The sequence below is a fragment of the Aquincola agrisoli genome (genome assembly GCF_036621135.1).
In the GTDB taxonomy this organism is placed as follows: Bacteria; Pseudomonadota; Gammaproteobacteria; order Burkholderiales; family Burkholderiaceae_C; genus Aquincola; species Aquincola agrisoli.
Window position 1 is genome coordinate 747,608 of sequence record NZ_JAZIBG010000028.1, and the last position, 26,224, is coordinate 773,831.

The 26,224-nt window shown below is 65.4% G+C and carries 30 protein-coding genes and 1 tRNA gene; 4 read left to right on the forward strand and 27 right to left on the reverse strand.

The genetic code is table 11. The annotated features are described in order from the left end of the window. Window positions 1-103 precede the first annotated feature (103 nt). On the forward strand, window positions 104-862 hold the full coding sequence (locus V4F39_RS15110) for a DUF481 domain-containing protein (protein ID WP_332290425.1): 759 nt from the start codon (window positions 104-106) through the stop codon (window positions 860-862). On the opposite strand, the gene pyk is transcribed toward V4F39_RS15110, so the two are convergent. The 9 genes from pyk to def all read right to left on the reverse strand — a co-directional run bounded on the left by pyk (window position 863) and on the right by def (window position 10,092). Further along, window positions 863-2,293: a pyruvate kinase gene (pyk, locus tag V4F39_RS15115; RefSeq protein ID WP_332290426.1), complete on the reverse strand. Its 1,431-nt coding sequence runs from the start codon at window positions 2,291-2,293 to the stop codon at window positions 863-865. 27 nt (window positions 2,294-2,320) lie between these two features. Beyond that, the gene (locus V4F39_RS15120) at window positions 2,321-4,633 is read right to left on the reverse strand and encodes an NADP-dependent malic enzyme (protein WP_332290427.1); all 2,313 of its coding nucleotides are present in this window, start codon (window positions 4,631-4,633) and stop codon (window positions 2,321-2,323) included. Window positions 4,634-4,842: 209 nt separating this feature from the next. After that, a complete protein-coding gene (locus tag V4F39_RS15125) occupies window positions 4,843-6,030 on the reverse strand; it encodes a phosphoglycerate kinase (protein WP_332290428.1) in 1,188 nt (395 codons plus the stop codon). A 37-nt stretch (window positions 6,031-6,067) separates the two neighbouring features. After that, a complete protein-coding gene (locus V4F39_RS15130) occupies window positions 6,068-6,397 on the reverse strand; it encodes an AzlD domain-containing protein (protein ID WP_332290429.1) in 330 nt (109 codons plus the stop codon). Further along, complete coding sequence (locus V4F39_RS15135) at window positions 6,394-7,104, reverse strand: AzlC family ABC transporter permease (RefSeq protein WP_332290430.1); 711 nt, start codon at window positions 7,102-7,104, stop codon at window positions 6,394-6,396. Before V4F39_RS15135 ends, V4F39_RS15130 begins: the two co-directional genes overlap by 4 nt. 102 nt (window positions 7,105-7,206) lie before the next feature. After that, on the reverse strand, window positions 7,207-7,590 hold the full coding sequence (locus tag V4F39_RS15140) for a hypothetical protein (RefSeq protein WP_332290431.1): 384 nt from the start codon (window positions 7,588-7,590) through the stop codon (window positions 7,207-7,209). A 99-nt stretch (window positions 7,591-7,689) separates the two neighbouring features. Beyond that, window positions 7,690-8,532 carry a zinc metalloprotease HtpX gene (gene htpX / locus V4F39_RS15145; RefSeq protein WP_332290432.1) on the reverse strand — a complete coding sequence of 281 codons (843 nt, stop codon included), beginning with the start codon at window positions 8,530-8,532 and terminating at the stop codon, window positions 7,690-7,692. Between the two features lie 67 nt (window positions 8,533-8,599). Then, on the reverse strand, window positions 8,600-9,574 hold the full coding sequence (gene fmt, locus V4F39_RS15150) for a methionyl-tRNA formyltransferase (protein ID WP_332290586.1): 975 nt from the start codon (window positions 9,572-9,574) through the stop codon (window positions 8,600-8,602). 8 nt (window positions 9,575-9,582) lie between these two features. Next, complete coding sequence (def, locus tag V4F39_RS15155; protein WP_332290433.1) at window positions 9,583-10,092, reverse strand: peptide deformylase; 510 nt, start codon at window positions 10,090-10,092, stop codon at window positions 9,583-9,585. 241 nt (window positions 10,093-10,333) lie between these two features. Here def and V4F39_RS15160 point away from each other — a divergent pair, with 241 nt between their 5' ends. The 3 genes from V4F39_RS15160 (at window position 10,334) to V4F39_RS15170 (ending at window position 13,168) form a co-directional block, all read left to right on the forward strand. After that, a complete protein-coding gene (locus tag V4F39_RS15160; RefSeq protein ID WP_332290434.1) occupies window positions 10,334-11,506 on the forward strand; it encodes a LysM peptidoglycan-binding domain-containing protein in 1,173 nt (390 codons plus the stop codon). A gap of 16 nt (window positions 11,507-11,522) precedes the next feature. Beyond that, window positions 11,523-12,626, forward strand: a complete 1,104-nt coding sequence (dprA, locus tag V4F39_RS15165; RefSeq protein ID WP_332290588.1) for a DNA-processing protein DprA — start codon at window positions 11,523-11,525, stop codon at window positions 12,624-12,626. A gap of 89 nt (window positions 12,627-12,715) precedes the next feature. Then, a complete protein-coding gene (locus V4F39_RS15170; protein WP_332290435.1) occupies window positions 12,716-13,168 on the forward strand; it encodes a Smg family protein in 453 nt (150 codons plus the stop codon). 42 nt (window positions 13,169-13,210) lie between these two features. Here V4F39_RS15170 and V4F39_RS15175 read toward each other — a convergent pair whose 3' ends face one another. The 18 genes from V4F39_RS15175 to rplF form a co-directional block, all read right to left on the reverse strand. Further along, entirely contained in the window at window positions 13,211-15,598 is a 2,388-nt protein-coding gene (locus tag V4F39_RS15175; protein ID WP_332290436.1) for a DUF1631 family protein, read from the reverse strand. A gap of 10 nt (window positions 15,599-15,608) precedes the next feature. Continuing rightward, entirely contained in the window at window positions 15,609-16,646 is a 1,038-nt protein-coding gene (secF, locus tag V4F39_RS15180) for a protein translocase subunit SecF (RefSeq protein WP_332290437.1), read from the reverse strand. An 18-nt stretch (window positions 16,647-16,664) separates the two neighbouring features. Further along, window positions 16,665-18,551 (reverse strand): protein translocase subunit SecD, encoded by a 1,887-nt coding sequence (gene secD, locus V4F39_RS15185; protein WP_332290438.1) that lies wholly within the window; start codon window positions 18,549-18,551, stop codon window positions 16,665-16,667. 54 nt (window positions 18,552-18,605) lie between these two features. Next, the gene (gene yajC, locus V4F39_RS15190) at window positions 18,606-18,932 is read right to left on the reverse strand and encodes a preprotein translocase subunit YajC (protein ID WP_332290439.1); all 327 of its coding nucleotides are present in this window, start codon (window positions 18,930-18,932) and stop codon (window positions 18,606-18,608) included. A 126-nt stretch (window positions 18,933-19,058) separates the two neighbouring features. Continuing rightward, window positions 19,059-19,135: transfer RNA gene (locus tag V4F39_RS15195), tRNA-Met, on the reverse strand. 83 nt (window positions 19,136-19,218) lie between these two features. Continuing rightward, on the reverse strand, window positions 19,219-19,617 hold the full coding sequence (rplQ, locus tag V4F39_RS15200; protein ID WP_332290440.1) for a 50S ribosomal protein L17: 399 nt from the start codon (window positions 19,615-19,617) through the stop codon (window positions 19,219-19,221). Window positions 19,618-19,684: 67 nt separating this feature from the next. Next, window positions 19,685-20,677, reverse strand: coding sequence for a DNA-directed RNA polymerase subunit alpha (locus V4F39_RS15205; RefSeq protein ID WP_332290441.1), 993 nt, complete (start codon window positions 20,675-20,677; stop codon window positions 19,685-19,687). 159 nt (window positions 20,678-20,836) lie between these two features. Continuing rightward, entirely contained in the window at window positions 20,837-21,460 is a 624-nt protein-coding gene (gene rpsD / locus V4F39_RS15210; RefSeq protein WP_332290442.1) for a 30S ribosomal protein S4, read from the reverse strand. Between the two features lie 133 nt (window positions 21,461-21,593). Then, the gene (gene rpsK, locus V4F39_RS15215; RefSeq protein ID WP_046110776.1) at window positions 21,594-21,998 is read right to left on the reverse strand and encodes a 30S ribosomal protein S11; all 405 of its coding nucleotides are present in this window, start codon (window positions 21,996-21,998) and stop codon (window positions 21,594-21,596) included. A 35-nt stretch (window positions 21,999-22,033) separates the two neighbouring features. Continuing rightward, window positions 22,034-22,399, reverse strand: coding sequence for a 30S ribosomal protein S13 (gene rpsM / locus V4F39_RS15220; RefSeq protein ID WP_332290443.1), 366 nt, complete (start codon window positions 22,397-22,399; stop codon window positions 22,034-22,036). A gap of 29 nt (window positions 22,400-22,428) precedes the next feature. Further along, window positions 22,429-22,542 (reverse strand): 50S ribosomal protein L36, encoded by a 114-nt coding sequence (gene rpmJ / locus V4F39_RS15225; protein ID WP_009548427.1) that lies wholly within the window; start codon window positions 22,540-22,542, stop codon window positions 22,429-22,431. 10 nt (window positions 22,543-22,552) lie between these two features. Beyond that, the gene (infA, locus tag V4F39_RS15230) at window positions 22,553-22,771 is read right to left on the reverse strand and encodes a translation initiation factor IF-1 (protein WP_009855680.1); all 219 of its coding nucleotides are present in this window, start codon (window positions 22,769-22,771) and stop codon (window positions 22,553-22,555) included. Window positions 22,772-22,784: 13 nt separating this feature from the next. Beyond that, a complete protein-coding gene (gene secY / locus V4F39_RS15235; protein ID WP_332290445.1) occupies window positions 22,785-24,095 on the reverse strand; it encodes a preprotein translocase subunit SecY in 1,311 nt (436 codons plus the stop codon). Window positions 24,096-24,124: 29 nt separating this feature from the next. After that, on the reverse strand, window positions 24,125-24,556 hold the full coding sequence (rplO, locus tag V4F39_RS15240; protein ID WP_332290446.1) for a 50S ribosomal protein L15: 432 nt from the start codon (window positions 24,554-24,556) through the stop codon (window positions 24,125-24,127). After that, the gene (gene rpmD, locus V4F39_RS15245; RefSeq protein ID WP_332290447.1) at window positions 24,556-24,738 is read right to left on the reverse strand and encodes a 50S ribosomal protein L30; all 183 of its coding nucleotides are present in this window, start codon (window positions 24,736-24,738) and stop codon (window positions 24,556-24,558) included. The genes rplO and rpmD overlap by 1 nt, the downstream gene beginning before the upstream one ends. 25 nt (window positions 24,739-24,763) lie before the next feature. Next, the gene (rpsE, locus tag V4F39_RS15250; protein WP_332290448.1) at window positions 24,764-25,282 is read right to left on the reverse strand and encodes a 30S ribosomal protein S5; all 519 of its coding nucleotides are present in this window, start codon (window positions 25,280-25,282) and stop codon (window positions 24,764-24,766) included. Window positions 25,283-25,302: 20 nt separating this feature from the next. Further along, window positions 25,303-25,668 carry a 50S ribosomal protein L18 gene (gene rplR, locus V4F39_RS15255; protein ID WP_332290590.1) on the reverse strand — a complete coding sequence of 122 codons (366 nt, stop codon included), beginning with the start codon at window positions 25,666-25,668 and terminating at the stop codon, window positions 25,303-25,305. A gap of 20 nt (window positions 25,669-25,688) precedes the next feature. Then, window positions 25,689-26,222: a 50S ribosomal protein L6 gene (rplF, locus tag V4F39_RS15260; RefSeq protein ID WP_332290449.1), complete on the reverse strand. Its 534-nt coding sequence runs from the start codon at window positions 26,220-26,222 to the stop codon at window positions 25,689-25,691. Between the last annotated feature and the right edge of the window lie 2 nt (window positions 26,223-26,224).

The following is a 26,224-nucleotide window of genomic DNA, read 5'->3' on the forward strand; positions in this document are numbered from 1 at the left end:
CGGCCACGCAAACCCGGCGCAGCGGGTGCTGCACCGCAGCACCGCGGGAGCGGCAGTTGCCAACAGCCCCGCGTCATCCACTCGACCCGGAAAGGAAGAACCCATGCCGCCGATGCATATCCTCGTGGCCTCCTGCCTGATCGCCGCGCCCCTCGCCTCAGGGGCGCAGGTGACCATCAAGAACGACGGCCAGTGGCGCGCGCTGTTCACCGCCGGCGCCAGCGTTTCATCGGGCAACAGCGACTCGACGACCGTCAACCTCAGCGGCGAAGCCGTGAAGGCGAGGTCGTTCGACAAGCTCTCGCTCAACGGACGCGCGCTCTACGTCAACAACGACGGCGCCGAATCGGAGAACCGCGTGGCCGCGGGGGTGCACTACCAGCGCGACATCACGACCCGCGTCTTCGGCTTCGGGCAGTTCGACGCGCTGCGGGACGAGCCGGCCAACCTCTCCTCGCGCGCCTCGGTGGGCGGCGGCCTCGGCTACCACGTGATCCGTCGCGACGACCTGACCTTCGACGTCTCCGGCGGCCTCGGGTACTCGCGGGAGCGCTACGTGGAGCCGGAGATCGTCGACGGCCAGTCCCGCAGCCGCTACAACAACCTCGAGCTGATCCTGTCGGAGGAATCGACCCACAAGTTCACCGACACGACCAGCTTCAAGCAGAAGCTGACGGTGCTGCCCAACCTGCGCAACAACAGCCAGTACCGCGCCGTCTTCGACGCGGGCCTGTCGGTCGCGATGACGCAGCGCCTGAGCCTGACTGCCACCGTGTCACATCGCTACGACAGCGACCCCGGCCCCGGGCTGAAGAAGGGAGACACCCTGTTCATCACGGGCGTCTCCTTCCGCATCGACTGATCAGGCCACTCGGCAGACCTTCAGCATGTTGGTGCCGCCGGGGTAGCCCATCGGCTCGCCGCAGGTGATGGCATAGGTGTCGCCCGGCATCAGCACGCCGCGCTCCACCAGCAGCGCCTCGGCCTTGGCCAGGGCGGCATCGCGGTCGGTGAAGTTGGGCATGATCATCGGCCGCACGTTGCGGTAGAGCGCCATGCGCCGCTCGCTGGTGCTCTGGCTGGTCAGCCCGTAGATCGGGGTGTGCAGGCGGTGGCGGCTCATCCACAGCGCGGTGGAGCCGCTTTCCGTCAGCGCCAGGATCGCCTTGCAGCCGAGGTGGTGCGCGGTGAAGAGCGCGCCCATCGCGATCGACTGGTCGATGCGGCCGAAGGTCTTGTTGCGGAAGTCGGCGTCGAGCCGCACGTCTTCCGCACGCTCGGCTTCCAGCGCGATGGCGGCCATCTGCTCGATGGTCTCCACGGGGTAGCGGCCGGCGGCCGTCTCGGCGCTGAGCATCACCGCATCGGTGCCGTCGAGCACCGCGTTGGCCACGTCGCTCACCTCGGCGCGCGTGGGCACCGGGTTGACGATCATGCTCTCCATCATCTGCGTGGCGGTGATGGCGACCTTGTCCATCTCGCGCGCCATCTTGATCATCTTCTTCTGCAGCGCCGGCACCGCGGCATTGCCGACCTCCACCGCCAGGTCGCCGCGCGCGACCATGATGCCGTCGCTCGCCTTCAGGATCTGCTCGAGCACCGGGATGGCTTCGCTGCGCTCGATCTTGGCGATCATCGCGGGCTTGTGGCGCCACGGTTCGCCGGCCATGTTGGCGAGTTGGCGGGCCATCTCCATGTCGGTGGCGTTCTTGGGAAAGCTCACCGCCACGTACTCGCACTGGAAGCTCACGGCGGTCTTGATGTCCTCCATGTCTTTGCCGGTGAGCGCCGGCGCGGTGAGCCCGCCGCCCTGCTTGTTGATGCCCTTGTTGTTCGACAGCTCGCCGCCGATGCGCACGGTGGTGTGCACCCGCTCGCCGGCCACGGCATCCACGTCGAGCACCAGCAGGCCGTCGTTCAGCAGCAGCGTGTCGCCCGGTTTGACGTCGCGCGGCAGCTCCTTGTAGTCGAGGCCGACGCCGTCGTTGTTGCCGAGCTCGGTGCGGCCCGCATCGAGCACGAAGGACTGGCCCGGGATGAGCTCGGTCTTGCCGCCGTCGAACTTGCCGACGCGGATCTTCGGGCCCTGCAGGTCGGCCATGATGGCCACCGCCTTGCCCACGCGCTGCGCCACCTCGCGCACCAGCGCGGCGCGGTCGATGTGGTCCTGCGCCTTGCCGTGCGAGAAGTTCAGGCGCACCACGTCCACGCCGGCGCGGATCATGCGTTCCAGCACTTCAGGCGACGAGGACGCGGGGCCGAGCGTGGCGACGATCTTGGTTTGTCGATTCATGGGGTGGGATGCTGCTCCGTTCACGTGTCAGCCCGCCGTGCGTGCGGCGACGTCGGCCACCGCGAGCGCCGTCATGTTGACCACGCGGCGCACGGTGGCCGATGGCGTGAGGATGTGGGCCGGCCGCGCCGCGCCCAGCAACACCGGGCCCACGGTGACGCCGTTGCCGCTCGTCATCTTCAGCACGTTGAAGAGGATGTGGGCGGCGTCGATGTTCGGCAGCAGCAGCAGGTTGGCTTCGCCGGTGAGCTGGTTGTCGGGCAGGAAGCGGTCGCGGATCTCGGCCGAGAGCGCGGCGTCTCCGTGCAACTCGCCTTCGCACTCCACATCCGGATTGCGCTGGCGGAACAGCGTGGCCGCCTGCCGCATGCGCTTGGCCGACGCCCGCGTGCTGGAGCCAAACATCGAGTGCGACAGGAACGCCGCCTTCGGCTGCACGCCGAATCGGCGCAGCTCGTCGGCCGCCATCGAGGCGATCTCGGCCAACTGCTCGGCGCTCGGCTCCTCGTTCACGAAGGTGTCGGCGATGAAGAGCATGCGGCTTTCGAGCAGCACCGCGTTCATCGCGGCGAAGGTGCTGGCGTCGGGCGAGCGGCCGATCACGTCGCGCACATGGTCGAGGTGGTGGTCGTAGCGGCCGACGAGGCCGCACAGCATCGCGTCGGCATCCCCTCGCTTGACCATCAGCGACGCGATCAGCGTGTTGGAGCGGCGCACCGCGGCCTTGGCCATGTCGGGCGTGATGCCCTCGCGGCCCATCAGGCGCTGGTAGTCCTCCCAGTACGCGCGGAAGCGGTTGTCGTTCTCCGGGTCGACGATCTCGACGTTGACACCCGGCTTCAGGCGCAGGCCGGCGCGCTCGATGCGCATCGCGATCACCGCCGGCCGGCCGATCAGGATCGGCTTGGCCAGGCCCTCGTCCAGCACGATCTGCACGGCGCGCAGCGTGCGCTCGTCTTCGCCCTCGGCATAGGCCACGCGCGCCGGCTGCGCCTTCGCCGCGGCGAACACCGGCCGCATCACCATGCCGGTCTGGTAGACGAAGCGCGTCAGCGACTGGCGGTAGGCCTCGATGTCGGCGATCGGCCGCGTGGCCACGCCGCTGGCCACGGCAGCCTCGGCCACCGCGGGCGCGATGCGCAGGATCAGCCGGGAGTCGAAGGGCTTGGGGATGATGTACTCGGGGCCGAAGTGCAGCTCCTGGCCCGGGTAGGCGGCGGCGACCTCGTCGCTGATCTCGGCCTTGGCCAGTGCCGCGATCTCGCGCACGCAGGCGAGCTTCATCTCCTCGGTGATGCGGGTGGCGCCGCAATCGAGCGCGCCGCGGAAGATGTACGGGAAGCACAGCACGTTGTTGACCTGGTTCGGGTAGTCCGAACGGCCGGTCGCGACGATGCAGTCGGGCTTGGCCGCCTTGGCCAGCTCGGGGCGGATCTCCGGCTCGGGGTTGGCCAGCGCCAGGATCAGCGGCTGCGGGGCCATGGTGGCCACCATCTCGCCGGTCAGCACGCCGGCGGTGGAGCAGCCCAGGAACACGTCGCAGCCCCTCACCACGTCGGCCAGCGTGCGGTCGTTGGTGCGCTGGCAGTAGCGCTGCTTCGATTCGTCGAGCTTGCCGGTGCGGGCATCCTCGCGCTCGTGCTGGATCACGCCGCGCGAATCGACGACGAAGATGTTCTCGCGCTTCACGCCCAAGCCCACCATCACGTCGAGGCAGGCGATCGCGGCGGCGCCGGCGCCCGAGGCCACCAGCTTCACCTCGTCGATCTTCTTGCCCACCAGCTCCAGGCCGTTCAGCAGCGCGGAGCCCGAGATGATGGCCGTGCCGTGCTGGTCGTCGTGGAAGACGGGGATCTTCATGCGCTCCTTCAGCGCACGCTCGATGTAGAAGCACTCGGGCGCCTTGATGTCCTCGAGGTTCACGCCGCCGAGCGTGGGCTCCAGGGCGGCGATGATCTCGATCAGCTTGTCCGGATCCTTCTCGGCCAGCTCGATGTCGAACACGTCGATGCCGGCGAATTTCTTGAACAGGCAGCCCTTGCCTTCCATCACCGGCTTGGCGGCCAACGGGCCGATGTCGCCCAGGCCCAGCACCGCGGTGCCGTTGGTGACCACGCCGACCAGGTTGCCGCGCGAGGTGTATTCGGCGGCGGCGTTCGGGTCTTCCTCGATGGCCAGGCAGGGGTAGGCGACACCGGGTGAATACGCCAGCGACAGGTCGCGCTGGTTCACCAGCGCCTTCGTCGGCGTGACCGAGATCTTGCCCCGCGACGGTGCGCGGTGGTATTCGAACGCGGCGTCGCGCAGGGCCTGCTCTGCAGGGGAAAGTTCTTTTGCCATGGGGTCTCCTCGGGGTCTCCGCATTCAGCCTTGCAAGCTTCACGCAAGGTTCCGCAGCGTACTGCGGAACCGCGTTGTACCGCCTGTATTCCCACTGCGAATTTGGTTTATGCCGGCGCCGCCGGGCCGATGCGGGGCTGCGTGGCCGCGCACAACGGCGACGGGCCGCGTGGAGCGGCCCGTCGTCAGGGGTTGGCGGGCGCGGCGCTTCAGCCTGCGGCGCGCTTGGTCAGGATCTCGAACGCCGGCAGCGTCTTGCCCTCGAGCACCTCGAGGAACGCACCGCCGCCGGTCGAGATGTAGCCCACCTTGGCGTCGTACTTGGCGATGGCCGCCAGCGTGTCGCCGCCGCCGGCGATGCTGAACGCGCTGCTCTCGGTGATCGCGCGGGCGATGGTCTCGGTGCCCGCGGCGAAGGCGTCGAACTCGAACACCCCCACCGGGCCGTTCCAGACGATGGTGCCGGCGGCCTTGAGCTTGTCGGCGAGGATCGCCGCGGTCTTGGGGCCGATGTCGAGGATCATGTCGTCGGCGGCCACGTCGGCCGCGGCCTTCACGGTGGCCGGGGCATCGGCGGCGAAGGTCTTGGCGACCACCACGTCGACAGGGATCGGCACCTCGGCGCCGCGGGCCTTCATCGCCTCGATCACGGCCTTGGCATCGCCGATCAGGTCGGGCTCCGCGAGGCTCTTGCCGATCGGCAGGCCGGCGGCCAGCATGAAGGTGTTGGCGATGCCACCGCCGACGATCAGGCCGTCGACCTTGCTGGCCAGCGCCTGCAGGATCGTGAGCTTGGTGCTCACCTTGGAGCCGGCCACGATCGCCACCAGCGGGCGCTTCGGGTTGGCCAGGGCCTGGCTGATCGCGTCGATCTCGGCCGCCAGCAGCGGGCCGGCGCACGCCACCGGCGCGAACTGCGCGATGCCGTAGGTGGAGGCCTCCGCGCGGTGGGCGGTGCCGAAGGCGTCGTGCACGAAGATGTCGCACAGCGCGGCCATCTTCTTGGCCAGCGCCTCGTCGTTCTTCTTCTCGCCCTTGTTCACCCGGCAGTTCTCGAGCAGCACGACCTGGCCGGGCTTCACGTCCACGCCGTCGACCCAGTTCGAGACCAGCGGCACCTCGCGGCCCAGCAGCTCGCCCAGGCGCTCGGCCACGGGCGCGAGCGAATCCTCGGGCTTGAACGCGCCCTCGGTCGGGCGGCCCAGGTGCGAGGTCACCATCACCGCGGCGCCCGCGTCGAGCGCGGCCCGGATGCACGGCACCGAGGCGCGCACGCGCGTGTCCTCGGTGATGCGGCCGTGGTCGTCCTGCGGGACGTTGAGGTCGGCGCGGATGAAGACCCGTTGGCCGGCGACGCGGCCTTGCGCGATGAGATCGGAGAAGCGGATGACGTTCATGGGGCCCTCGGAACTGAAGGCCGCGATTCTAGGATCGCTACCAACCGAGCCCGAAGCGCAGCAGCAGCATCGTGGCCGTGCCGGCGACGATGGTCCCCAGCATGCCGCGGCGCCACCAGAACCACAGCCCGCCTGCGGCGGCACCGAAGAGGCGTGCATCGCGCCAGGTGCCGATCAGCTCGCCCTGCACCAGCACCAGCTCCGGCACCACCACGGCGACCATCGCCGCCAGCGGCGCGTAGCGCAGGCCTTCGCGCAGCCAGGCCGGGATGGGCACCTCGCGGTCGGGGATCAGGAAGAACGAGCGCGTGAGCACGGTGATCGCGGCCAGGCCGACGATGGTGACGATGGTCTCCCAGGTACTCACCGGCCCGGCCCCTTCGGGCGCAGCCCCATGTGCTCGAGCATCACGCCCATCCCCACCGCCGCGGCGATCGCGATGACGATGTTCAATCGCAGCGGCAGCGCATAGGCGGCCACCGCCGCGCAGCCCGCCACCCCCGCCGCCGCCCAGGTGGACAGGCTGCCGAGCATCGTCGCCGTCAGGCCGACCAGCGCCATCGTGCCGGCGAAGGCCAGGCCCCAGGAGGCCGGGATCTGGTCGGCCAGCACGATGCCGGCGAACGAGGGCACCTGCCAGAAGATCCAGTTGCAGCCCACGCCGCCCCAGAAATACGGCAACTGTTCGGGCGCCGGCCGCGGATCGGGAAAGCGGCGCATGAAGACCACGTAGTTGAGGTCGGCCGTGAAGTAGCCGAGCAGCGTGCGCATGCGCTTCGGCAGGTGGCCGAAGTAGGGACGCCACTGGCTACTGAAGACGACGAAGCGCAGGTTGATGCACAGCGCGGTGGCCCAGACGACCCAGATCGGCGCGCCCGCGGCGATCAGCGGCACCGACGCCAGTTGCGCACTGCCCGCGAACACGATGAGCGACATGAACATCGCCATCGGCATCGACAGGCCGCTCTTGGCCATCGCGACACCGGCCACCAGGCCCCAGGCCGCGATGCCCGGCGCGATCTCCAGCATCTCGATGGCACCGCGGCGGAACTCGGGATGGCGCCAGGCCCGCATGTCAGGCAGGTGACAAGAACTCTGTGGGTTCATTGGCGCCATTGTCGGCGCTGCGCGGCGACCGCGCTGCGCACCGGCTTCAGCCTGGCACGGAAATCGAGTTCAGGACGCCTGCTTTCCGTGGCCCTTGGCCGCCGGCTTGTCGCTCTCGGCATCCGCCGCGTCGGCGTTCTCGGCCGGCGCCGAGGCGGGCTGGGGCGCGGGATCGGCACGGGCGATCTGCGGGGTGACCGGCTCGATCTGGTTCTCGCGCATGTAGTCGTTCATCTCGCGCCAGCCGGCGAACATGGCGGCCTTGTCGGCCTTCTTGTTCAGCGTGTAGCAATCTTCGATGGCGCGGGCGGCGTGCCGGCAGGCCGCGCCGATCGCCTTGCTCTCGGCTTCCTTGCGCTGCGCGAGCAACTCGGGCGTCTCGATGCCCAGGCGCTCGCAGCCGGACAACACGGCGGCGGCAAGGAACATGGCGGGCAGCAGGGGGCGGAACATGGCGGGGAACGGAACGGTCGTCCCCGCCTTTTCGGTCGACGCGCCGGGCGACTTGAGGCTGCGCCGCGTAACGGCCTCGTAACGGCGGCGCGCCGCGCTTCAGCGCGCCATCGCCAGCAGCCGCGCCACCCGCTCTTCCGTCGAGGGATGCGTGCTGAACAGCCCGCGCAGGCCGCCGGCCGACAGCGGGTTCATGATCATCATCTGCGCCGTCTCGGGGTGGCGCTCGGTCGTTTCGAACGGGATGCCGCGCGCATAGTTGTGGATCTTCTGCAGCGCGCTGGCCAGCGCCTGCGGGTCGCCGGAGATCTCGGCGCCGCCGCGGTCGGCCTCGAACTCGCGCGCGCGGCTGATCGCCATCTGGATGAGGCTGGCCGCCAGCGGCGCCAGGATCATCACCAGGATGCCGACGATCGGGTTCTGCGGCCGGCCTTCGCCGTCACGGCCGCCGAAGAACATCGCGAAGTTCGCCAGCATCGAGATCGCGCCGGCCATCGTCGCGCTGATGGTGCTGATCAGGATGTCTCGGTGCTTCACGTGCGCCAGCTCATGTGCCATCACGCCGCGCAATTCGCGGTCCGAGAGCACACGCAGGATGCCCGTCGTGGCGGCCACGGCGGCGTTGTCGGGGTTGCGGCCGGTGGCGAAGGCGTTGGGCGCGTCTTCCTGGATCAGGTAGACCTTGGGCATCGGCAGTTGCGCGCGCTGGGCCAGCTCGGCCACCATGCGATAGAACTGCGGCGCGGTGCTTTCGTCGACCTCCCGCGCGTTGTACATCTTCAGCACCAGCTTGTCGCTGAACCAGTAGCTGAAGAAATTCATGCCCAGCGCGACAATCAACGCGATCATCATGCCGCTTCGGCCGCCGATCAGGCCGCCGATGGCCATGAACAGCGCCGTGATGGCCGCCATCAGCACAGCGGTCTTCAGAAGGTTGAACATGGAGCAGTTCCTTTCGTCGTGCCATCAGGCATCGTTGCCGCGATAGATGCGGCTGCCCGCGCGGAGTTCAATCCGCCCGGACGGCGCCGGGGGCCAGGACAAGGCCCGCACGAACCCCGGGCCTCGCCTGCAAAAAAGCCGCTGCCGGGATCCGCTTGCCGCCCGGGCGCTGCAGCATGTGCAGTTCGAGCGCGCCCTCGCCGCACGCGACGACCAGCCGGCCGGGGGGCGCGGCGAGCACGGTGCCAGGCTCCCCGCCGAGCTCAGGGCGCTCCTCGGCCTGCCACAGCTTGACCGGCTCGCCGCCGCAGTCGAAGCTGGCGCCGGGAAACGGATCGAAAGCCCGCACGCGCCGGGCGATCGCGCCCGCGGGCTGGCGCCAGTCGATGGCCGCCTCCGACTTCTCGATCTTGTGCGCGTAGGTCACGCCGTCCGCGGGCTGCGGCGTCGGCCTCAGGCCGCCGCAGGCCGCCGCCTCCAGCGCCTCGACGATCAGCCGGCCACCCAGGGCTGCCAGCCGGTCGTGCAGCGTCGCCGTCGTGTCTGCACCCTCGATCGGCAAGCGCTCGACCATCAGCATGTCACCGGTGTCCAGGCCGGCGTCCATCTGCATGATGGTGATGCCGGTGTGCCTGTCGCCCGCCTCGATCGCCCGGTGGATCGGCGCAGCGCCGCGCCAGCGCGGCAGCAGCGAGGCGTGGATGTTGAGGCAGCCCAGCCGGGGCAGCTCGAGCACCCACGCGGGCAGGATCAGGCCGTAGGCCGCCACCACCATCACGTCGGCGCGGCAGGCTTCGAGCGCGGCGCGCGCCGCCTGCGCCTCGTCGGGGTGCTTGCCGTCGAGCCGCAGGCTGCGCGGTTGGACGACAGGGATCCCATGGGCCGCAGCGAACTGCTTGACCGGCGAGGCCTGCAGCTTCATGCCGCGGCCCGCCGGGCGATCGGGCTGGGTCAGCACGAGCGGCACCTCGAAGCCGGTGCCGTGCAGGCGGGCCAGCGCCACCTGCGCGAACTCGGGCGTGCCTGCGAACGCGACGCGCAGGGCGGCCGTCACTGGCCGTCTTCCCGCGCCTTCTTCAGCATCTTGCTCTTGATGCGGTTGCGCTTGAGGGGGCTGAGGTATTCGACGAAGACCTTGCCCATCAGGTGGTCCATCTCGTGCTGGACGCAGACGGCGGTCAGCCCCTCCGCCTCGAATTCGTACGGCTCCCCGTCACGGCCGAGGGCGCGAACGGTCACCCGCGCATGGCGCTCGACCCGGTCGTAGACCGTCGGCACCGACAGGCAGCCCTCGTCGCCCACCACGCGCTCCTCGCTGCGCGCAACGATCTCCGGATTGATCAGCACCCGCGGCTCGTCGCGGGTCTCGGAGGTGTCCATGACGATCACCCGCTCGTGGACGTCGACCTGCGTCGCGGCCAGGCCCACGCCCTCCGCATGGCGCATGGTCTCGAGCATGTCGTCGACCAACTGGCGGATGCGGTCGTCCACCGCCGTCACGGGCTTGGCGACCGTGTGCAGACGGGGATCGGGGTAACGGAGGATCGAAAGCAAGGCCATGGGAGGAATGCGGAAAACGGCGCGGGCGGATTGACTAGCAGAAAGCCGCTTTGCGCACAGCGCCACAAATGGGCGCTTTCATTGCGAGATCAAGGGTCTACGGACAAAATCTACGGCAACATGTGAGCATTTGCGCGACGAGGATCGAGGTCACGCGGATGCTTCGTCGCAAACCGGCGGCAGCCCGTGATTTTGCACCGTCGCCCTTGGCCGTGATTGTCATCGCCCCGGAGAGCCTTCCATGATCCGTCGCCCGCCGCGCCAGCGCCTTGCCGCCCCCGTCGGGGCCGGGCTGGGCCTGGTGCTTCTCGCCGCCGCCGCGGCCGCCACGGCGCAGCCCAACTTTCCGGTCACGCCGGCGCAGCGCAGCACGGCGCAGCAGGTCGCCCAGCAAGGCGTACCGTTCGACGAACTGGCGCCGGAAGCACCGGACTCGTACACCGTGAAGGCGGGCGACACGCTGTGGGGCATTTCAGGCATCTTCCTGCGCCGGCCGTGGCGCTGGCCCGAGCTCTGGGGCATGAACCTGTCCGAGATCCGCAATCCGCACCTGATCTATCCCGGCCAGGTGCTCTACCTCGACCGCAGCGGCGAACGGGCTCGCCTGCGGCTTGCGCAGCCGGTGCGCGACGGCGGCACCGTCAAGCTGTCACCCCGGGTGCGCAGCGGCCCGGTCGGAGGCGACGCGATCTCCTCCGTGCCCCTGCACCTCATCGCGCCCTTCCTGAACGAAGCGGTCGTCTTCACCGGCGATGAGCTGGTGACGGCACCCCGCGTCGTCGCGGCACCGGAAGGCCGCGTGCTGATGGCGCGGGGCGATCTCGCCTATGTGCGCGGCGAGATGGGCGGGCTGCGCGATTGGCGGCTGTTCCGCGAAGCCAAGCCCCTGCGCGACCCCGAGACACAGGAAGTGCTGGGCTACGAAGCACGCTTCGTCGGGACCGCGGAATACGTGCGCGCCGGCGAAACACTGACGCTGGACAACGGGAAATCGCAGGTCGTGCCGGCGACGGTGCGGGTGACGGGCAATCGGGAGGAGGTCGGTATCGGCGATCGCCTGGTCCCGGTGCCGGCGCGCGATTTCAGCAGTTATGCGCCGCATGCACCGGCTTCTGCCGTCAACGGCCGCATCATCGCGGTGTACGGCGACGCGCTCAGCGCAGGCCAGAACCAGATCGTCTCGCTCAACCGCGGATCGGCGGACGGCATGGAGCGCGGGCATGTGTTGGCGCTCTGGCAGCGTGGCGCCACGGTGGTCGACCGCCAGGATCCGGAGCGGGCGGTGATGAAGCTGCCCGACGAGCGCCACGGCATGTTGTTCGTCTTCAGCGTGTTCGACCGTGTGTCGTACGCCCTGATCCTCCAGGTGCAGGCGCCCGTCCGGGCCGGCGACCGGTTCACGCAGCCAGACTGACCCCCGCCTCGCCGTGATCGACACGGACGAACTCACGGCGTGGCTGCGACTGCTCGAAACACCGGGCATCGGCCGCTCGCGCGCCAGGCGGCTGATGGCGGCGTTCGGCAGCCCGCAGGCTGCGGTGCAAGCGCCGCAGGCTGCCTTGGCCGACGTGATCGGCCCTGCGCTTGCGCTGGCCCTGTCGACGCCCAGCGACGGATTGACCCACCTGATCGAAGGCACGCTGGCCTGGCTGGCCCGTGGCGAGCAACGCGCCGTGATCACGCTGGGCGATCCGGCCTACCCGGCACTGCTGCTCGAGACGGCGGATCCACCACTGATGCTGTATGCGCAGGGGCGTTTGGAACTGCTCGCAAAGCCGAGCATCGCCATCGTCGGCAGCCGCCGCCCGAGCGCGCAGGGGGCGGACAACGCGAAGGCGTTCGGTGCGGCGCTGAGTGCAGCCGGGTTCACGGTCGTGTCGGGCATGGCGCTGGGTGTGGACGGCGCGGCGCACCAGGGCGCCCTGGACGGCCCGGGCAGCACGATCGCGGTCGTGGGCACCGGACTCGACCGCGTCTATCCCGGCCGCCATCGGGCACTCGCCCACCGCATCGCACGTGAAGGACTGCTGCTGTCGGAATTTGCGCTCGGCTCGCTGCCCTTGCGCGAACATTTCCCGCTACGCAACCGCATCATCGCCGGGATGACCCGCGGCACCCTCGTCGTCGAGGCGGCCCTGGCATCGGGCTCGCTCATCACCGCGCGGCTGGCCGCCGAAGGCGGCCGGGAGGTTTTCGCCATCCCGGGGTCGATCCACGCCCCGCAGTCCCGGGGCTGCCACGCCCTGATCCGGCAAGGCGCTGCGCTGGTCGAGCAGGTGGAGGACATCCTGTGCGAACTCCGCGCCTGGTCACCGGTGCAGGCTTCCCCGCCGGCCGCCAGGCCAGCGCAGGTCCCCGATGACACCGATCCTGTCTTGCGGGCACTCGGCCATGAACCGGCCACGCTGGATGCATTGATCGACCGTTGTGGCTGGCCAGCACCGCGGCTGAACGCCCGGCTGCTGGAGCTGGAGCTGGATGGCGCCGTCACCCGCCTGCCCGGCGGCTTTTTCCAGCGCCGCGGCCTGGCTTGAACGATCGCGCGATCGCCTGAGCAGGCTCCACCACCGCCGCCCCACCATTTCGGCGACTAGCCAAAAACCCCTGGGGTATAGTCAATTCCATGTTCGACGTGCTCGTGTATTTGTACGAAAACTACTGGCGGCCGGATGCCTGCCCCGACCATGAGCAACTGACGCGAAAGCTGTCATCCGCGGGGTTCGAATCCGACGAGATCCAGGAAGCGCTGTCGTGGCTGGATGGCTTGGCGACCGTCGCGGAGTGCTACACGGGCGAACAACAGCAGTCCAGCATCCGCGTTTACACCGCGGCCGAGCAGGATCTGCTCGGCGAGGAGTCGATCAGCTTCATCAGCTTCCTCGAATCGGCAGGCGTGCTGCCACCGCCCCTGCGTGAGATGGTCGTCGATCGTGCCAGCGCGATTGGTGTCGCACCGATACCGCTCGACGACATCAAGATCATCGTCCTGATGGTGTTCTGGAGCCTCGGCAAGGAGCCGGATACGTTGGTGCTGGACGAACTTTTCGTGGCACCGGAAGACCGGCTGATCCACTGACCGGCTGGGGGCCGCTGCCCCGCCTGCAGGCGGCGGGCAGGATCAATTCAACAAACGTGCCGGGTCCACGTCGAGCCGGGCCAATGCGTTGCGCGTGGCACGCACGGTGAGCGCCTCGTCCTGAGCGGGCAGCAACATCCCCGCCTGCAGGAAGGCCGCCAGCCGTTGCTGCTGAAACAGCACGCAGCGACCACTGGGCGTCACGAACAGCGAAAGTTGGCGGCGCAGGCCCTGCCAGGCCAGTTGCACCGGCTCGTTGCGCCCCCGGAAATCGAGCATGAACCAGCTCCCCACCTGCAACTCTCTCGCCCAGGCGAGCATGGCCGGCGTTGGCGCGGATCCTCCTTCGGTCGCCACTTCGAGTTCCGAGCTTTCATGGCCCGAGAGGTCAAGCACCGTCGACTCGTCGATCTGAACGTCCTGCGAGTCCGGCAGCAGCTCTTCCAAGGTTTCCAGGCGCTCCATCAGTTCCTCGAACCGATCGTGCGGAATCGCTGCGGCCTTGGCGGTGAATGCTGCAGCCAGCGAGTTGTTGAGCGCCCGCACCTGCTCGTCCTGCTTGTCGGGCGCCACACCGGCCGAAGCCATGCCGTCCCGCAGGATCTTCAGCAGCGGCGGCAGCCGTCGGATCACCTCAGCGCGGTCTTCGCGTGAGACCTTCGCACTGGCAGACCAGATGAGATCGGCGGCAGCGCGCTTCATGTTCTTGGTCTCGTCGCTCTGGCCGCCGTACTTCACCGCGGTCATGGCCAGCACGTCGGCCCAGATCTGGAAAAGGAACTGGCGGACGCCTTCCTGCACCGGCACCTCGTTGAGCATTTTTCGTAGCTCGATCGTGTACTGGATCGCCAGGGTTTCGCGCTGCTCCACCTGCTGCGCCAGCGACACGCCCTTGCGAGTCGTCTCGTTCTCGTTCTTGAAGTAATGCTCCAGGAACTTCTCGAACTCGGTCAACACCGTCTGGAACACACGCCGCCCCGTGTCGGGGTAGGCCTCGACGACCTGCACGACGCGCTTGATCTCACGCTCGAGCGCGTCGCCGACCGCCCGTGACGAGGCATCGAAGCCCATCACGCAGGCGCCCATCCGGTCGATCAGCTTGCGCGCGGGATGGTCCGTCGTGGCGAAGAAGTCAGGCTCCCCAACCGCCACCCGCAGTACCGGCATCTGCAACCGGGCGAACCACACGCGCACCGTCGCCGGTATGCTTTCCTCGGTGAGGATGGCTTGGAAGAGCAGCGCGACGATCTCGATCGTGGCCCGCTCCACCGGCGTTTCCGCCGCGTTCTTCAAGACCTGCTTGCGCTGCTGGAGGTCCTCGATCAGCGTAGGGGGGCTGACCGACGCCTGTGCACCGGGCTGCGTCACCCTGAACCGCCGCTGGATGCCCTGCTGTGCGAGGCCGATCGCGGCCGTCAGCCCTGGTGAGGCCGAGCGGGAAGTACCGCGCTGGGTGCTCTCGGTGAACTCCGGCAATTGACGCCCTACGAGCTTGTTCAACCGTCCCAGCACCGCCTCTGCATGGTCACCGCCGCGCGGCAACGGCGTTGCGGCGGTCATCAGCCGGGTCTCGTCGGCGAGGCCCGCATGCTGCGCCGGACGAACCGCACCAGCCGAACCGCGAGGCATGCCAGGGGTTGCATAGCCCATGACCGCAGGGCGCGATCGCGCCAACGTGGCCGGCTGGTTGCCCGGCAGCAAGACGCCGGGCGTGCTCGCGCCACCGCCCGCCCGCGACGGCAATGCGCCGAAAGACGACGCTCCCTGCGAGCCCCGCTTGATCATCGGACGCAGGTCCACCTGAGGCAAGACCTGATGCGCCGCGAGCCATTGGTTGCACTGGTGGTAAGCCGACTCGCCCAGCGCCGCCAGTTCCTCGTGCAAGACCTGCTGCAAATCGCGCCACGCTTCCAGCGAGAGCCCAGCGTTGCACCAAGCATCGACCGCAATGCGCGCCAGCACGTGCGCCCGCATCATGTCGTTGGGCTCGAGTTCCTCTCGCCGCTCTAGCACCGCCATGCGAGATCGCAGATCGGTGAACTCCCAGGACGCCTTGTCCATGATGGCCAGCGCCAAACGGGAACCGAGAATCTCGCGCTCTATCGTGTCGTCGTCGACGAGCGACAACTTGTCTTCAACACCGCGCGGAGAGCGAGGCAGATCGCCCGGCCGCGTTGCCGACACGCCGTAGAGCATCGCATTGCGCAAACCGCCCACGATCGCCTGGTGCCAGGCAGCACTGCCGGTCTGCAGGGCGGCTACGGTATTGCGGCGGCGCTGTCCCGTCGCGTAGTCTGCCGGCTTGTCGAGCTGGTTGCGAGCGGCTGTTTCGGCAGCGCTCACAACCCCGGCCATCCCCTTGACCAGTTCTTCCGTATAGAGGCGCCGAACTTGGCCCGCGAGTGCAGAGAAGTCGGCTGAGGTCGACATGCAATCGACTCTACACCACCGCCCCGGCGTTCGGATCGTCGGGGTCAGAGGCCTTGCCCGTCGGAGACCCCTTCACGAGATCCTCACGCTTGACTCCCAGCCACATGGCGATGGCCGCAGCAACGAAGACCGACGAGTAAATACCGAAGCAGATGCCGATCGTCAGGGCCATCGCGAAGTGGTGCAGGGAAGGCCCGCCGAACAACAGCATCGACAACACCATCATCTGGGTCGATCCGTGCGTGATGATCGTGCGGCTGATCGTGCTGGTGATCGCATGGTCGATGACCTGGGGCGTGGTCATCTTCCGGTACTTGCGGAACGCTTCGCGGATCCGGTCGAAGATGACCACGGACTCGTTCACCGAATAGCCCAGCACGGCCAGGATCGCCGCGAGCACGGTGAGCGAGAACTCCCATTGGAAGAACGCGAAAAATCCCAGGATGATGACGACGTCGTGCAGGTTCGCGATGATGCCTGCCACCCCGAACTTCCATTCGAAACGGATGGCCAGGTAGATCACGATGCCGATGATCACGAAGGCCAGCGCCTTCGCCCCGTCGATGGCCAGCTCGCGCCCGACCTGCGGGCCCACCACTTCGCTGCGCGACAACTCGAGCGGATGCTCCGCCCCCTTGACACACTGCTGCTTGCTGACCTGCTCGCCTTGAGGCGTGGTCACCGTCGTCGACTCGACACCGCCGCCTTCGGCCTGGCACAAACCGGCGAACACGCGGCCCACGACCTCCGTCTGCTTCACGTCGCCGCGCAGCGGCAGGCGGATCAGCACGTCCCGGGATGTCCCGAAGTTCTGCACCTGGACTTCGCCGAAGCCCATGCCTTCCACGGTGCTGCGGACCTTGTCGATGTCGGCAGGCTGCGCATAGGCAACCTCGACCACCGTGCCGCCGGTGAACTCGATCGAAAAATGCAGACCGCGGGTGACGAGAAAGAACACTGCGGCGAAGAACATCGCCGCGGACACCACGTTCAGCACCAAGGCATGGCGCATGAACGGAATGTCGCGACGGATTCGGAAAAACTCCATGGATCGGTCCCTTCGCGGTCAGGCCTTGGCCGCCGTCGTCTGATCGCTGTCGGGCCGCCACACCTGGCCAATCGACACCGACTTGAGTTTCTTCTTGCGGCCGTACCACAGGTTCACCAGGGCGCGCGAGAACACGACGGCCGAGAACATCGAAGTGAGAATGCCCAGGCAGTGCACCACCGCGAACCCACGCACGGGGCCAGAGCCAAAGGCCAACAGCGCGATGCCTGCAATCATCGTCGTCACGTTGGAATCGAGGATCGTGCCCCATGCACGCTCGTACCCCGCCTGGATGGCCGCTTGCGGCGAACTGCCATTGCGCAGTTCCTCGCGGACCCGTTCGTTGATCAGCACGTTTGCGTCGATCGCCATGCCCAACGTCAGCGCGATCGCCGCCATGCCGGGCAGCGTCAACGTCGCCTGCAGCATCGACAACACAGCCACCAGCAGCAGCAGGTTGAAGGCCAGCGCGATCGTCGAAAACACGCCGAACAGCAGGTAGTAGCAACACATGAACAGCGCGATCGCGGCGAAGCCGTACATCACGCTATCAAAGCCCTTGGCGATGTTGTCTGCGCCGAGGCTCGGACCGATTGTTCTTTCTTCGACGATCTCCATCGGTGCAGCAAGCGACCCCGCGCGCAGAAGCAACGCCGTGTCGTTGGCCTCCTGCGTGGTCATGCGGCCACTGATCTGCACACGGCCGCCGCCGATCTCGCTGCGGATGACGGGAGCCGTGACGACTTCACCCTTGCCCTTCTCGAACAGCAGGATCGCCATGCGCTTGCCGACGTTCTCCCGGGTGATGTCGCGGAAGATACGCGCACCCTTTGCATCCAACGTCAGGTGGACAGCCGGCTCCTGGTTCTGCCCATCGAAGCCTGCCTGCGCATCCGTGAGGTTCTCGCCGGTCAGGATGACCTGGCGTTTGACGATCAACGGCGCGCCGCCGCGCTCGACGTACCGCTCGGTACCGAACGGCACGGGCGCGGACCCAATCGCAGCTGCAGCCGCCTCCGTGCTGTCATCCACCAGCCGGACCTCCAGCGTGGCGGTGCGGCCGATGATGTCTTTCGCCTTGGCCGTGTCCTGTACCCCAGGCAACTGCACGACGACCCGATCAGCGCCCTGCTGCTGAATGACGGGCTCTGCCACGCCCAGCTCATTGACGCGGTTGTGCAGCGTCGTGATGTTCTGCTTCAGCGCGGCCTCCTGCACGGCCGCCGCAGCCTGGGGCTTTAAAGCGCCGGTGAGTTGCAAGTCACCATTCCCGGCGGTGCCTTGGGTCCATTGCAGGTCGGGCAAGCTTGCGAGCAACACCGACTGCGCAGCCCCCAAAGTCGCAGCGTCGCGAAACACCACTCGCACCGCGTTGCCTTCACGAGAAATGCCCGCATGGCGGATGTTCTTATCGCGCAGCAACGAGCGAATGTCACCCGTCAACGCCTCGGCGCGCTTCGTCAGCGCTGACTTCATGTCCACTTGCATCAGGAAGTAGACACCACCCCGAAGGTCCAGGCCGAGATACATCGGCAGCGCGCGCATCGAAGTCAACCAAGACGGCGATCGGCTCACCAGGTTGAGCGCGACGATGTACGCTGGGTCGGCAGCATCGGGGTTGAGGGCCCTGCTCAGAACATCTTTCGCCCGGATCTGGGTATCCGGATCCGAAAACCGAGCGCGGACCGAGTTGCCGTCGAATTGCACAAAGTCCGCCACGACATTGGCCTGGGACAGCACCTGCTCGACCCTTGCGACCATCGAGGAGTCGATCTTGACAGTCACCTTGCCGCTGGACACCTGCACGGCAGGCGCTTCCCCGAAAAAGTTCGGCAGCGTGTAAAGCAGCCCAATGAAGAACGCGACGACAAGCATCGCGTACTTCCACCATGGATAGCGGTTCATCGAAACACCTCCCTGGCGAGCAATGCCACCAGGCTGAAAGCGAACTGTGGCGGACTACTTGATCGTGCCCTTGGGCAGAACCTGCGTGATCGCGGTGCGCTGCAGCTGCACCTCGACACCGCTCGCCAACTCCACGTGGACAAAGCTCTCGCCCACCTTGCTGATCTTTCCGAGAAGCCCGCCCGCGGTCACGACCTCATCGCCCTTCGCAATCGCATCGATCATCGCCTTGTGCTCTTTCTGGCGCTTCATCTGCGGGCGAATCATGATGAAGTAGAGCACCACGAACATCAGCACCAGAGGCAGCATGCTCAGCAGGCTGGAGCCGGCTCCTTCGGCCGCGGCGGGAGCGGTTTGTGCGAAAGCTTCGGAAATGAACACGGTGTTGCCGTCCTTGGTTTAGAGGACCCGTTCGATGCAGGTCGGATCAAAAAAATCCCGCGCGGCGCAAGAAGGGCCCCAAATAAAAACAGGCCCCGCACTTTCGTGGGGGCCTGTCTCGGATTCTGGTTGCGGGGGCAGGATTTGAACCTGCGACCTTTGGGTTATGAGCCCAACGAGCTACCAGACTGCTCCACCCCGCGACGGAAGCTAGAAGTGTAGCATGGTTTGCGCATGCTGACAGCCCCCACGCACAAAATTTCTGTTGTGCGCCGGGAGCGGTGTCTCACTCCGTGGTTTCAACTGCCTGCTCGGCCGCCACGGGCTCAGGACGGTCAACCAATTCCACGAATGCCATCGGTGCGTTGTCACCGACACGAAAGCCCATCTTCAGGATGCGTGTGTAGCCGCCGGGACGTGCCTGGTACCGCGGACCCAGTTCATTGAACAGCTTGGTGACGACATCACGATCACGCGTGCGCGAGAAGGCCAGGCGGCGGTTGGCCAGCGTGGGCTCCTTCGCCAGGGTAATCAGGGGTTCCACCACCCGACGCAGTTCCTTGGCCTTGGGCACCGTGGTCTTGATGGCTTCATGCTGAATGAGCGAATTGGCCATGTTGCGCAGCATCGCTTGGCGATGCGCACTGGTGCGGTTGAGTTTACGAAGACCGTTACGATGACGCATGGTGCGTTCCTTTACTTATTGAACCCCGGCCGGATCAGGTACCGGGGGTTGCACATGGCAGCGTCGTTCAACGCTTGTCCAAACCTTGAGGAGGCCAGTTCTCCAGTCGAGCACCCAGCGTCAGGCCACGCGACGCGAGCACTTCCTTGATTTCGTTCAAAGATTTACGACCCAAGTTCGGCGTCTTCAGCAGTTCAGTTTCCGTGCGCTGAATGAGATCGCCGATGTAGTAAATATTCTCGGCCTTCAGGCAATTCGCGGAACGAACGGTCAACTCCAGTTCGTCGACGGGTCGCAGCAGAATCGGATCAAAATTACCGCCGGCGCGCGCAGGTTGCGCAGTCTGGAAGATCTCCCCATCCTCGTGAGGCAGCTGCGCAAAGACTACCAACTGCTCCACAAGAATCTTCGCCGATGCGCGGATGGCCTCTTCCGGACTGATCGCGCCGTTGGTCTCGATCTCCATCACGAGCTTGTCGAGGTCAGTTCGCTGCTCGACACGGGCGTTTTCGACGGCATAGCTCACGCGGCGGACCGGCGAGAAAGATGCGTCCAGAACAATCCTGCCAATCGACTTCGTAGGCTCGTCACCAAAACGTCGCAGATTACCGGGCACGTAGCCGCGTCCCTTCTCCACCTTGATCTGCATGTCGAGCTTGCCGCCCTTGGCCAAATGCGCGATCACGTGATCGGGGTTGATCACCTCGACGTCGTGCGGCGTTTGGATGTCGCCCGCCGTCACAGGGCCCTCGCCTTCCTTCCGCAGCACCAGAGTCACTTCGTCGCGGTTGTGCAGGCGGAAGGTCACTCCCTTGAGGTTCAACATGATGTGAACCACGTCCTCCTGCACGCCATCGACGGTGGAGTACTCGTGCAACACACCTGCGATCGTGACTTCCGTCGGTGCATAACCCACCATCGAGGACAACAGCACACGACGCAGGGCGTTCCCCAGCGTATGGCCATAGCCACGCTCGAACGGCTCCAGCGTCACCTTGGCACGGCGATCGCCCAGCGGCTCGACCTGAATGGCTTTGGGTTTCAGCAGATTGGTTTGCATTGAGTGGTGTTCCTGTCAATACCCTCGGCTCGTTACACCGATAAGGCTGATGGACATGCCGGGCTTTACGTATCCGCTGCGTGCCCGGCAAATGCAGCGGCCGAAAACGACAACACGCGCGCGCAGCCTTCCAGGCCACCCGCGCGTGATTTGCGACGATCAGCGCGAATAGAGTTCCACGATCAGCGCTTCTTTGATCTCGGCGCCGAACTCGTCACGGTCAGGGGTCTTCTTGAACACGCCCTCGAGCTTCGAAGCGTTCACTTCAACCCAGGCAGGCAGGCCGATCGACTCGGCCAGCTTCAACGCTTCCGTGACGCGCAGTTGCTTCTTCGCCTTCTCGCGCACACCTACAACGTCACCGGCCTTCACCATGTACGAAGCGATGTTGACGACTTGGCCGTTGACCGTGATCGACTTGTGCGAAACAAGCTGGCGGGCTTCTGCGCGAGTGGATCCGAAGCCCATGCGGTACACGACGTTATCCAGACGGGATTCGAGAAGAGCCAGCAGGTTGGTGCCCGTGTTGCCACGGCGACGCTCGGCTTCCTCGAAATAGCGGCGGAACTGGCGTTCCAGCACGCCGTACATGCGCTTGACCTTCTGCTTCTCCCGCAGTTGCAGCCCGAAGTCGCTGGTGCGCGACCCGCTGGTACGGCCATGTTGGCCCGGCTTGCTGTCGAACTTGGCTTTGTCCCCGATCGCGCGACGCGCGCTCTTCAGGTACAGATCGGTGCCTTCACGGCGGGAGAGCTTGGCCTTCGGGCCGAGGTAACGTGCCACTTGGTATTCCTTGGTTCAATCAAACGCGACCGATTTTGTCGCGCGAGTTTGCACCGACGTCACGATGCAAACGGTGGGCTGAAGGACAAACGCCGGCAGCGCCCTCGGACGCCGCCGACGCAGTCAAATCCAATCAGATACGACGGCGCTTTTGCGGACGGCAGCCGTTATGCGGCACTGGCGTCACGTCGGAAATCGAAGTAATGCGAATTCCAAGCGAAGCGAGCGCACGAACAGACGACTCACGGCCAGGACCAGGGCCCTTGATCCGAACGTCCAGGTTCTTGATGCCCTGCTCTTGCGCGGCGCGACCCGCCGTCTCCGCGGCCACCTGCGCCGCAAATGGCGTGCTCTTGCGCGAACCCTTGAAGCCCTGACCGCCACTGGATGCCCACGACAAGGCGCCGCCTTGGCGATCGGTAATCGTGATGATCGTGTTGTTGAACGACGCGTGCACGTGAGCGATGCCGTCAGCGATGTTCTTGCGAACCTTCTTGCTAACCCGTCGAGCAGCGCTGTTATTAGGTGCCTTGGCCATGTCTTATTCCTTCAATCCGTTGCCGACTGCGCCGATCACTTCTTCACCAGCGCACCAGACTTGCGCGGCCCCTTACGGGTGCGCGCGTTGGTCTTCGTGCGCTGACCGCGGAGCGGCAGACCACGACGATGACGCATGCCCCGATAACAACCCAGATCCATCAACCGCTTGATGTTGATCGACTGCTCGCGCCGAAGGTCACCCTCGATCGTCATCCGACCGATCTCGTCCCGGATCTTCTCCAGATCGCCGTCAGTCAGATCCTTGACTTTCTTGTTGTACTCGATGCCGGCAGCATCACAAATCTTCTGCGCGGTCGTGCGGCCGATACCATAAATGGAGGTCAGACCGATCTCAGTGTGCTTGTGCGGCGGGATGTTGATACCAGCAATGCGTGCCATGGTGTCCTCTTACTCTCGTTCGATGCAGATCAACCCTGGCGCTGCTTGTGGCGCGGGTCGGTACAAATCACACGTACCACCCCCTTGCGGCGGATGATCTTGCAATTGCGGCACATCTTCTTGACCGATGCTGCAACTTTCATGGTCTTCTCCTTATTTCGCTCGGAACACGATGCGTGCCCGGCTCAAGTCATACGGGGTCAATTCCACGGTGACCTTGTCGCCGGGAAGGATTCGGATGTAGTGCATGCGCATCTTTCCGGAAATATGCCCAAGAACAACGTGTCCATTCTCAAGCTTTACGCGGAAAGTCGCATTAGGGAGATTTTCCAAGATCTCCCCCTGCATCTGGATGACATCGTCTTTAGCCATCTGGTCTAACGCCTCAGCTCGCCTTGAAGTTGGCCTTCTTCAGCAACGACTCATACTGCTGGCTCATCACATAGCTCTGGACTTGAGCCCAGAAGTCCATGGTCACGACGACGATGATAAGCAAGGACGTGCCACCGAAGTAAAACGGAACGTTGTACTTCAGGACTAGAAACTCGGGTAACAAGCAGACCGCCGTAATATAGACGGCACCAGACAATGTCAACCGAGACAGAATTCGGTCGATGTACTTGGCCGTTTGATCACCGGGGCGAATACCTGGAATAAATGCGCCGCTCTTTTTCAGGTTGTCCGCTGTTTCACGACTGTTAAATACCAGCGCCGTATAAAAGAAACAGAAGAACACAATCATCGCAGCGTAGAGCATCACGTAGATCGGCTGCCCGGGCGACAACGCGGATGAGATATCCTTCAACCACTGGAGACCTTCGCCCGTGGCAAACCAACCCACCACGGTTGCGGGCAGCAGAATGATCGACGATGCAAAGATCGGCGGAATCACGCCCGACATGTTCAGCTTCAGCGGCAGGTGCGACGACTGCCCGCCGTAGACCTTATTGCCAACTTGGCGCTTGGCATAGTTGACGAGTATCTTCCGCTGACCTCGCTCTACAAACACGACCGCGAAAGTCACCAGCACAACCACCGCAATGATGAACAGAGCTGCAATGGTGCTCATCGCGCCGGTACGCACCAGCTCGAACAAACCACCTATGGCGCTCGGCAGACCCGCCGCGATGCCGGCAAAGATCAGGATCGAAATGCCATTACCCAGCCCCCGCTCAGTGATTTGCTCGCCCAGCCACATCAAGAACATGGTGCCGGCCACCAGGCTCACCACTGTCGTCAGGCGGAAGCCAAAGCCCGGCGCAAGCACCAGTCCCGGAGAGCCTTCCAGCGCCAGCGCAATGCCCAGGGATTGGAATATGGCGAGCCCCAGCGTACCGTAACGGGTGTACTGCGTGATCTTTCTGCGGCCGGCTTCGCCTTCCTTCTTCAACGCCTCCAGCGACGGTACGACGTAGGTCATCAACTGCATGATGATCGACGCAGATATGTACGGCATGATGCCCAACGCGAACACGGTGAAGCGCGACAGCGCACCACCCGAGAACATGTTGAACAAGTTCAGAATGCCGCCGCCCTGACTCTTGAAGAGCTGCTGCAGTTGTACTGGATCGATACCTGGCACGGGCACATGAGCACCAATGCGGTAGACGACCAGCGCCAACAGCAAGAAAACGAGGCGACGACGCAGGTCGCCGAATTTCCCACTTTTGGCTAGCTGATTGGCGTTGGTTGCCACGCGAAATCGTCCTTGCGCCGTGCGCGATATCAGGCGAGCGAGCCGCCGGCAGCCTCGATAGCGGCCTTGGCTGCTGCAGTAGCACCGACGCCTTGCAGCGCGACCTTCTTGCTGAGTTCGCCGGACTTGATCACTTTCACGACCCTCGCCAGCTCACCGACCAGGCCAGCTTGCTTCAGCGTCACCAGCGTCACTTCGTCCGCGTCCAGCAATTGCAGATCGGCCAACGTGATCTCGGCGTTGAACTTCAGCGACATGGACTTGAAGCCACGCTTGGGCAAGCGCCGCTGCAGCGGCATTTGGCCGCCTTCGAAGCCCACCTTGTGGTAGCCACCAGCGCGAGACTTCTGGCCTTTGTGCCCCCGTCCCGCAGTCTTGCCAAGACCAGAACCGATACCGCGCCCTACACGACGCTTTGCATGTTTCGAGCCGCTACCCGGCTTGATCGTGTTGAGTTGCATCAGAGCACCTTAACGAGGTAAGAAACCTTGTTGATCATTCCGCGGACAGCGGCCGTGTCTTCCAACTGGCGCTCGCTGTTGAGCTTGCGCAGCCCCAAGCCACGCACCGTATCGCGGTGCGACTGGCGCGTGCCTGCGACACTTTTGACCAACTTGACGGTCAGCGTTTTCTTGTCGGACATGTGAATTTCCCGATCAGGCGGCGGCTCAGTTGAAGAGTTCTTCGACCGTCTTGCCACGCTTCGCAGCGACAGCAGCAGGCGTCGTAGAGTTCTTCAGCGCGTCGAGCGTCGCGCGAACCATGTTGTACGGATTGGTCGAGCCGAAGCTCTTGGCCACGATGTCGGTCACACCCATGACTTCGAAGACGGCGCGCATGGGGCCACCGGCGATGATCCCGTCACCCGGCTTCGCCGGCGCCATCATCACCTTGGCGGCGCCATGAACTCCACGCACGGTGTGGTGAATGGTGCCGTTCTTCAGCGAGACCTTGACCATGTTGCGGCGCGCAGAGTCCATGGCCTTTTGCACCGCTACCGGCACTTCCTTGGCCTTGCCCTTGCCCATGCCGATCCGGCCATCGCCATCGCCAACGACCGTCAGCGCCGCAAAACTCAGCGTGCGACCGCCTTTGACCACCTTGGTGACGCGGTTCACCGCGATCATCTTTTCCTTCAGACCGTCGTCATTGCCTTCGGTCTGGGCGCGAGGTTGAAACTTCGCCATGTTCTAGTTCCTCAATCCGATCAGAACTGCAGGCCGGCTTCGCGCGCCGCCTCTGCAAGCGCCTTCACGCGACCGTGATAAGCGAAACCAGCCCGGTCGAATGCGACCTTGTCGATGCCAGCTGCCTTTGCCCGCTCCGCAATGCGCTTGCCGATGATGGTGGCCGCCGCGGCATTTCCGCCCTTGCCGGCGGCGCCAAGTTGGTCGCGCACTTCCTTCTCTGCGGTCGAAGCGCTGGCCAGCACCTTCGTACCATCGTCGGAAACGACGCTGGCGTAGATGTGGAGGTTTGACCGGAACACGGTCAGGCGCGCCACGCGCTGGATCGCGATACGCGCACGCGTCTGACGCGAGCGGCGCAGCCGCTGTTCCTTTTTGGTCGTCATCGTCATGATCTGCCCGCTCCTTACTTCTTCTTGGTCTCTTTGAGAACCACGCGTTCGTCGCTGTAGCGGATCCCTTTGCCCTTGTAGGGCTCGGGCGGCCTGAAAGCGCGCACTTCAGCAGCAATTTGGCCCACGACTTGACGATCTGCGCCCTTGATGACGATCTCCGTCTGCGTGGGGCACGTGACCGTGATCCCCGCAGGCATGTCCTTCACCACCGGGTGCGAAAAACCAATCTGCAAATTCAGCTTTTGGCCTTGGGCTTGGGCACGAAAGCCCACGCCGACGAGGTTGAGCTTACGCTCGAAACCCTTGCTGACGCCGGTGACCATGTTCGCAACCAGCGCACGAACTGTGCCGCTCATGGCATTTGCAGTCGCGCTTTCATCCACGGGCGATACCAGCAGATTGCCAGCATCAGCCTTCACTTCAACCAAGCTGTGGGAAGGGCGGGACAAAGAGCCCAGCGCACCCTTCACCATAATCTGGCCGCCCTTGATTGCGACTTCCACGCCTTGCGGCACGGCAATCGGCATCTTTCCTACGCGGGACATTT

What these genes read in the sequence shown, in the direction of transcription:
- V4F39_RS15110 (WP_332290425.1), top strand. Translation starts at nt 104, where the DNA reads ATGCCGCCGATGCATATCCTCGTGGCCTCCTGCCTGATCGCCGCGCCC.
- pyk (WP_332290426.1), bottom strand. Translation starts at nt 2,293, where the DNA reads ATGAATCGACAAACCAAGATCGTCGCCACGCTCGGCCCCGCGTCCTCG.
- V4F39_RS15120 (WP_332290427.1), bottom strand. Translation starts at nt 4,633, where the DNA reads ATGGCAAAAGAACTTTCCCCTGCAGAGCAGGCCCTGCGCGACGCCGCG.
- V4F39_RS15125 (WP_332290428.1), bottom strand. Translation starts at nt 6,030, where the DNA reads ATGAACGTCATCCGCTTCTCCGATCTCATCGCGCAAGGCCGCGTCGCC.
- V4F39_RS15135 (WP_332290430.1), bottom strand. Translation starts at nt 7,104, where the DNA reads ATGCGGGCCTGGCGCCATCCCGAGTTCCGCCGCGGTGCCATCGAGATG.
- V4F39_RS15140 (WP_332290431.1), bottom strand. Translation starts at nt 7,590, where the DNA reads ATGTTCCGCCCCCTGCTGCCCGCCATGTTCCTTGCCGCCGCCGTGTTG.
- htpX (WP_332290432.1), bottom strand. Translation starts at nt 8,532, where the DNA reads ATGTTCAACCTTCTGAAGACCGCTGTGCTGATGGCGGCCATCACGGCG.
- def (WP_332290433.1), bottom strand. Translation starts at nt 10,092, where the DNA reads ATGGCCTTGCTTTCGATCCTCCGTTACCCCGATCCCCGTCTGCACACG.
- V4F39_RS15160 (WP_332290434.1), top strand. Translation starts at nt 10,334, where the DNA reads ATGATCCGTCGCCCGCCGCGCCAGCGCCTTGCCGCCCCCGTCGGGGCC.
- V4F39_RS15170 (WP_332290435.1), top strand. Translation starts at nt 12,716, where the DNA reads ATGTTCGACGTGCTCGTGTATTTGTACGAAAACTACTGGCGGCCGGAT.
- V4F39_RS15175 (WP_332290436.1), bottom strand. Translation starts at nt 15,598, where the DNA reads ATGTCGACCTCAGCCGACTTCTCTGCACTCGCGGGCCAAGTTCGGCGC.
- secF (WP_332290437.1), bottom strand. Translation starts at nt 16,646, where the DNA reads ATGGAGTTTTTCCGAATCCGTCGCGACATTCCGTTCATGCGCCATGCC.
- secD (WP_332290438.1), bottom strand. Translation starts at nt 18,551, where the DNA reads ATGAACCGCTATCCATGGTGGAAGTACGCGATGCTTGTCGTCGCGTTC.
- rplQ (WP_332290440.1), bottom strand. Translation starts at nt 19,617, where the DNA reads ATGCGTCATCGTAACGGTCTTCGTAAACTCAACCGCACCAGTGCGCAT.
- V4F39_RS15205 (WP_332290441.1), bottom strand. Translation starts at nt 20,677, where the DNA reads ATGCAAACCAATCTGCTGAAACCCAAAGCCATTCAGGTCGAGCCGCTG.
- rpsK (WP_046110776.1), bottom strand. Translation starts at nt 21,998, where the DNA reads ATGGCCAAGGCACCTAATAACAGCGCTGCTCGACGGGTTAGCAAGAAG.
- rpsM (WP_332290443.1), bottom strand. Translation starts at nt 22,399, where the DNA reads ATGGCACGCATTGCTGGTATCAACATCCCGCCGCACAAGCACACTGAG.
- rpmJ (WP_009548427.1), bottom strand. Translation starts at nt 22,542, where the DNA reads ATGAAAGTTGCAGCATCGGTCAAGAAGATGTGCCGCAATTGCAAGATC.
- infA (WP_009855680.1), bottom strand. Translation starts at nt 22,771, where the DNA reads ATGGCTAAAGACGATGTCATCCAGATGCAGGGGGAGATCTTGGAAAAT.
- rplO (WP_332290446.1), bottom strand. Translation starts at nt 24,556, where the DNA reads ATGCAACTCAACACGATCAAGCCGGGTAGCGGCTCGAAACATGCAAAG.
- rpmD (WP_332290447.1), bottom strand. Translation starts at nt 24,738, where the DNA reads ATGTCCGACAAGAAAACGCTGACCGTCAAGTTGGTCAAAAGTGTCGCA.
- rpsE (WP_332290448.1), bottom strand. Translation starts at nt 25,282, where the DNA reads ATGGCGAAGTTTCAACCTCGCGCCCAGACCGAAGGCAATGACGACGGT.
- rplR (WP_332290590.1), bottom strand. Translation starts at nt 25,668, where the DNA reads ATGACGACCAAAAAGGAACAGCGGCTGCGCCGCTCGCGTCAGACGCGT.
- rplF (WP_332290449.1), bottom strand. Translation starts at nt 26,222, where the DNA reads ATGTCCCGCGTAGGAAAGATGCCGATTGCCGTGCCGCAAGGCGTGGAA.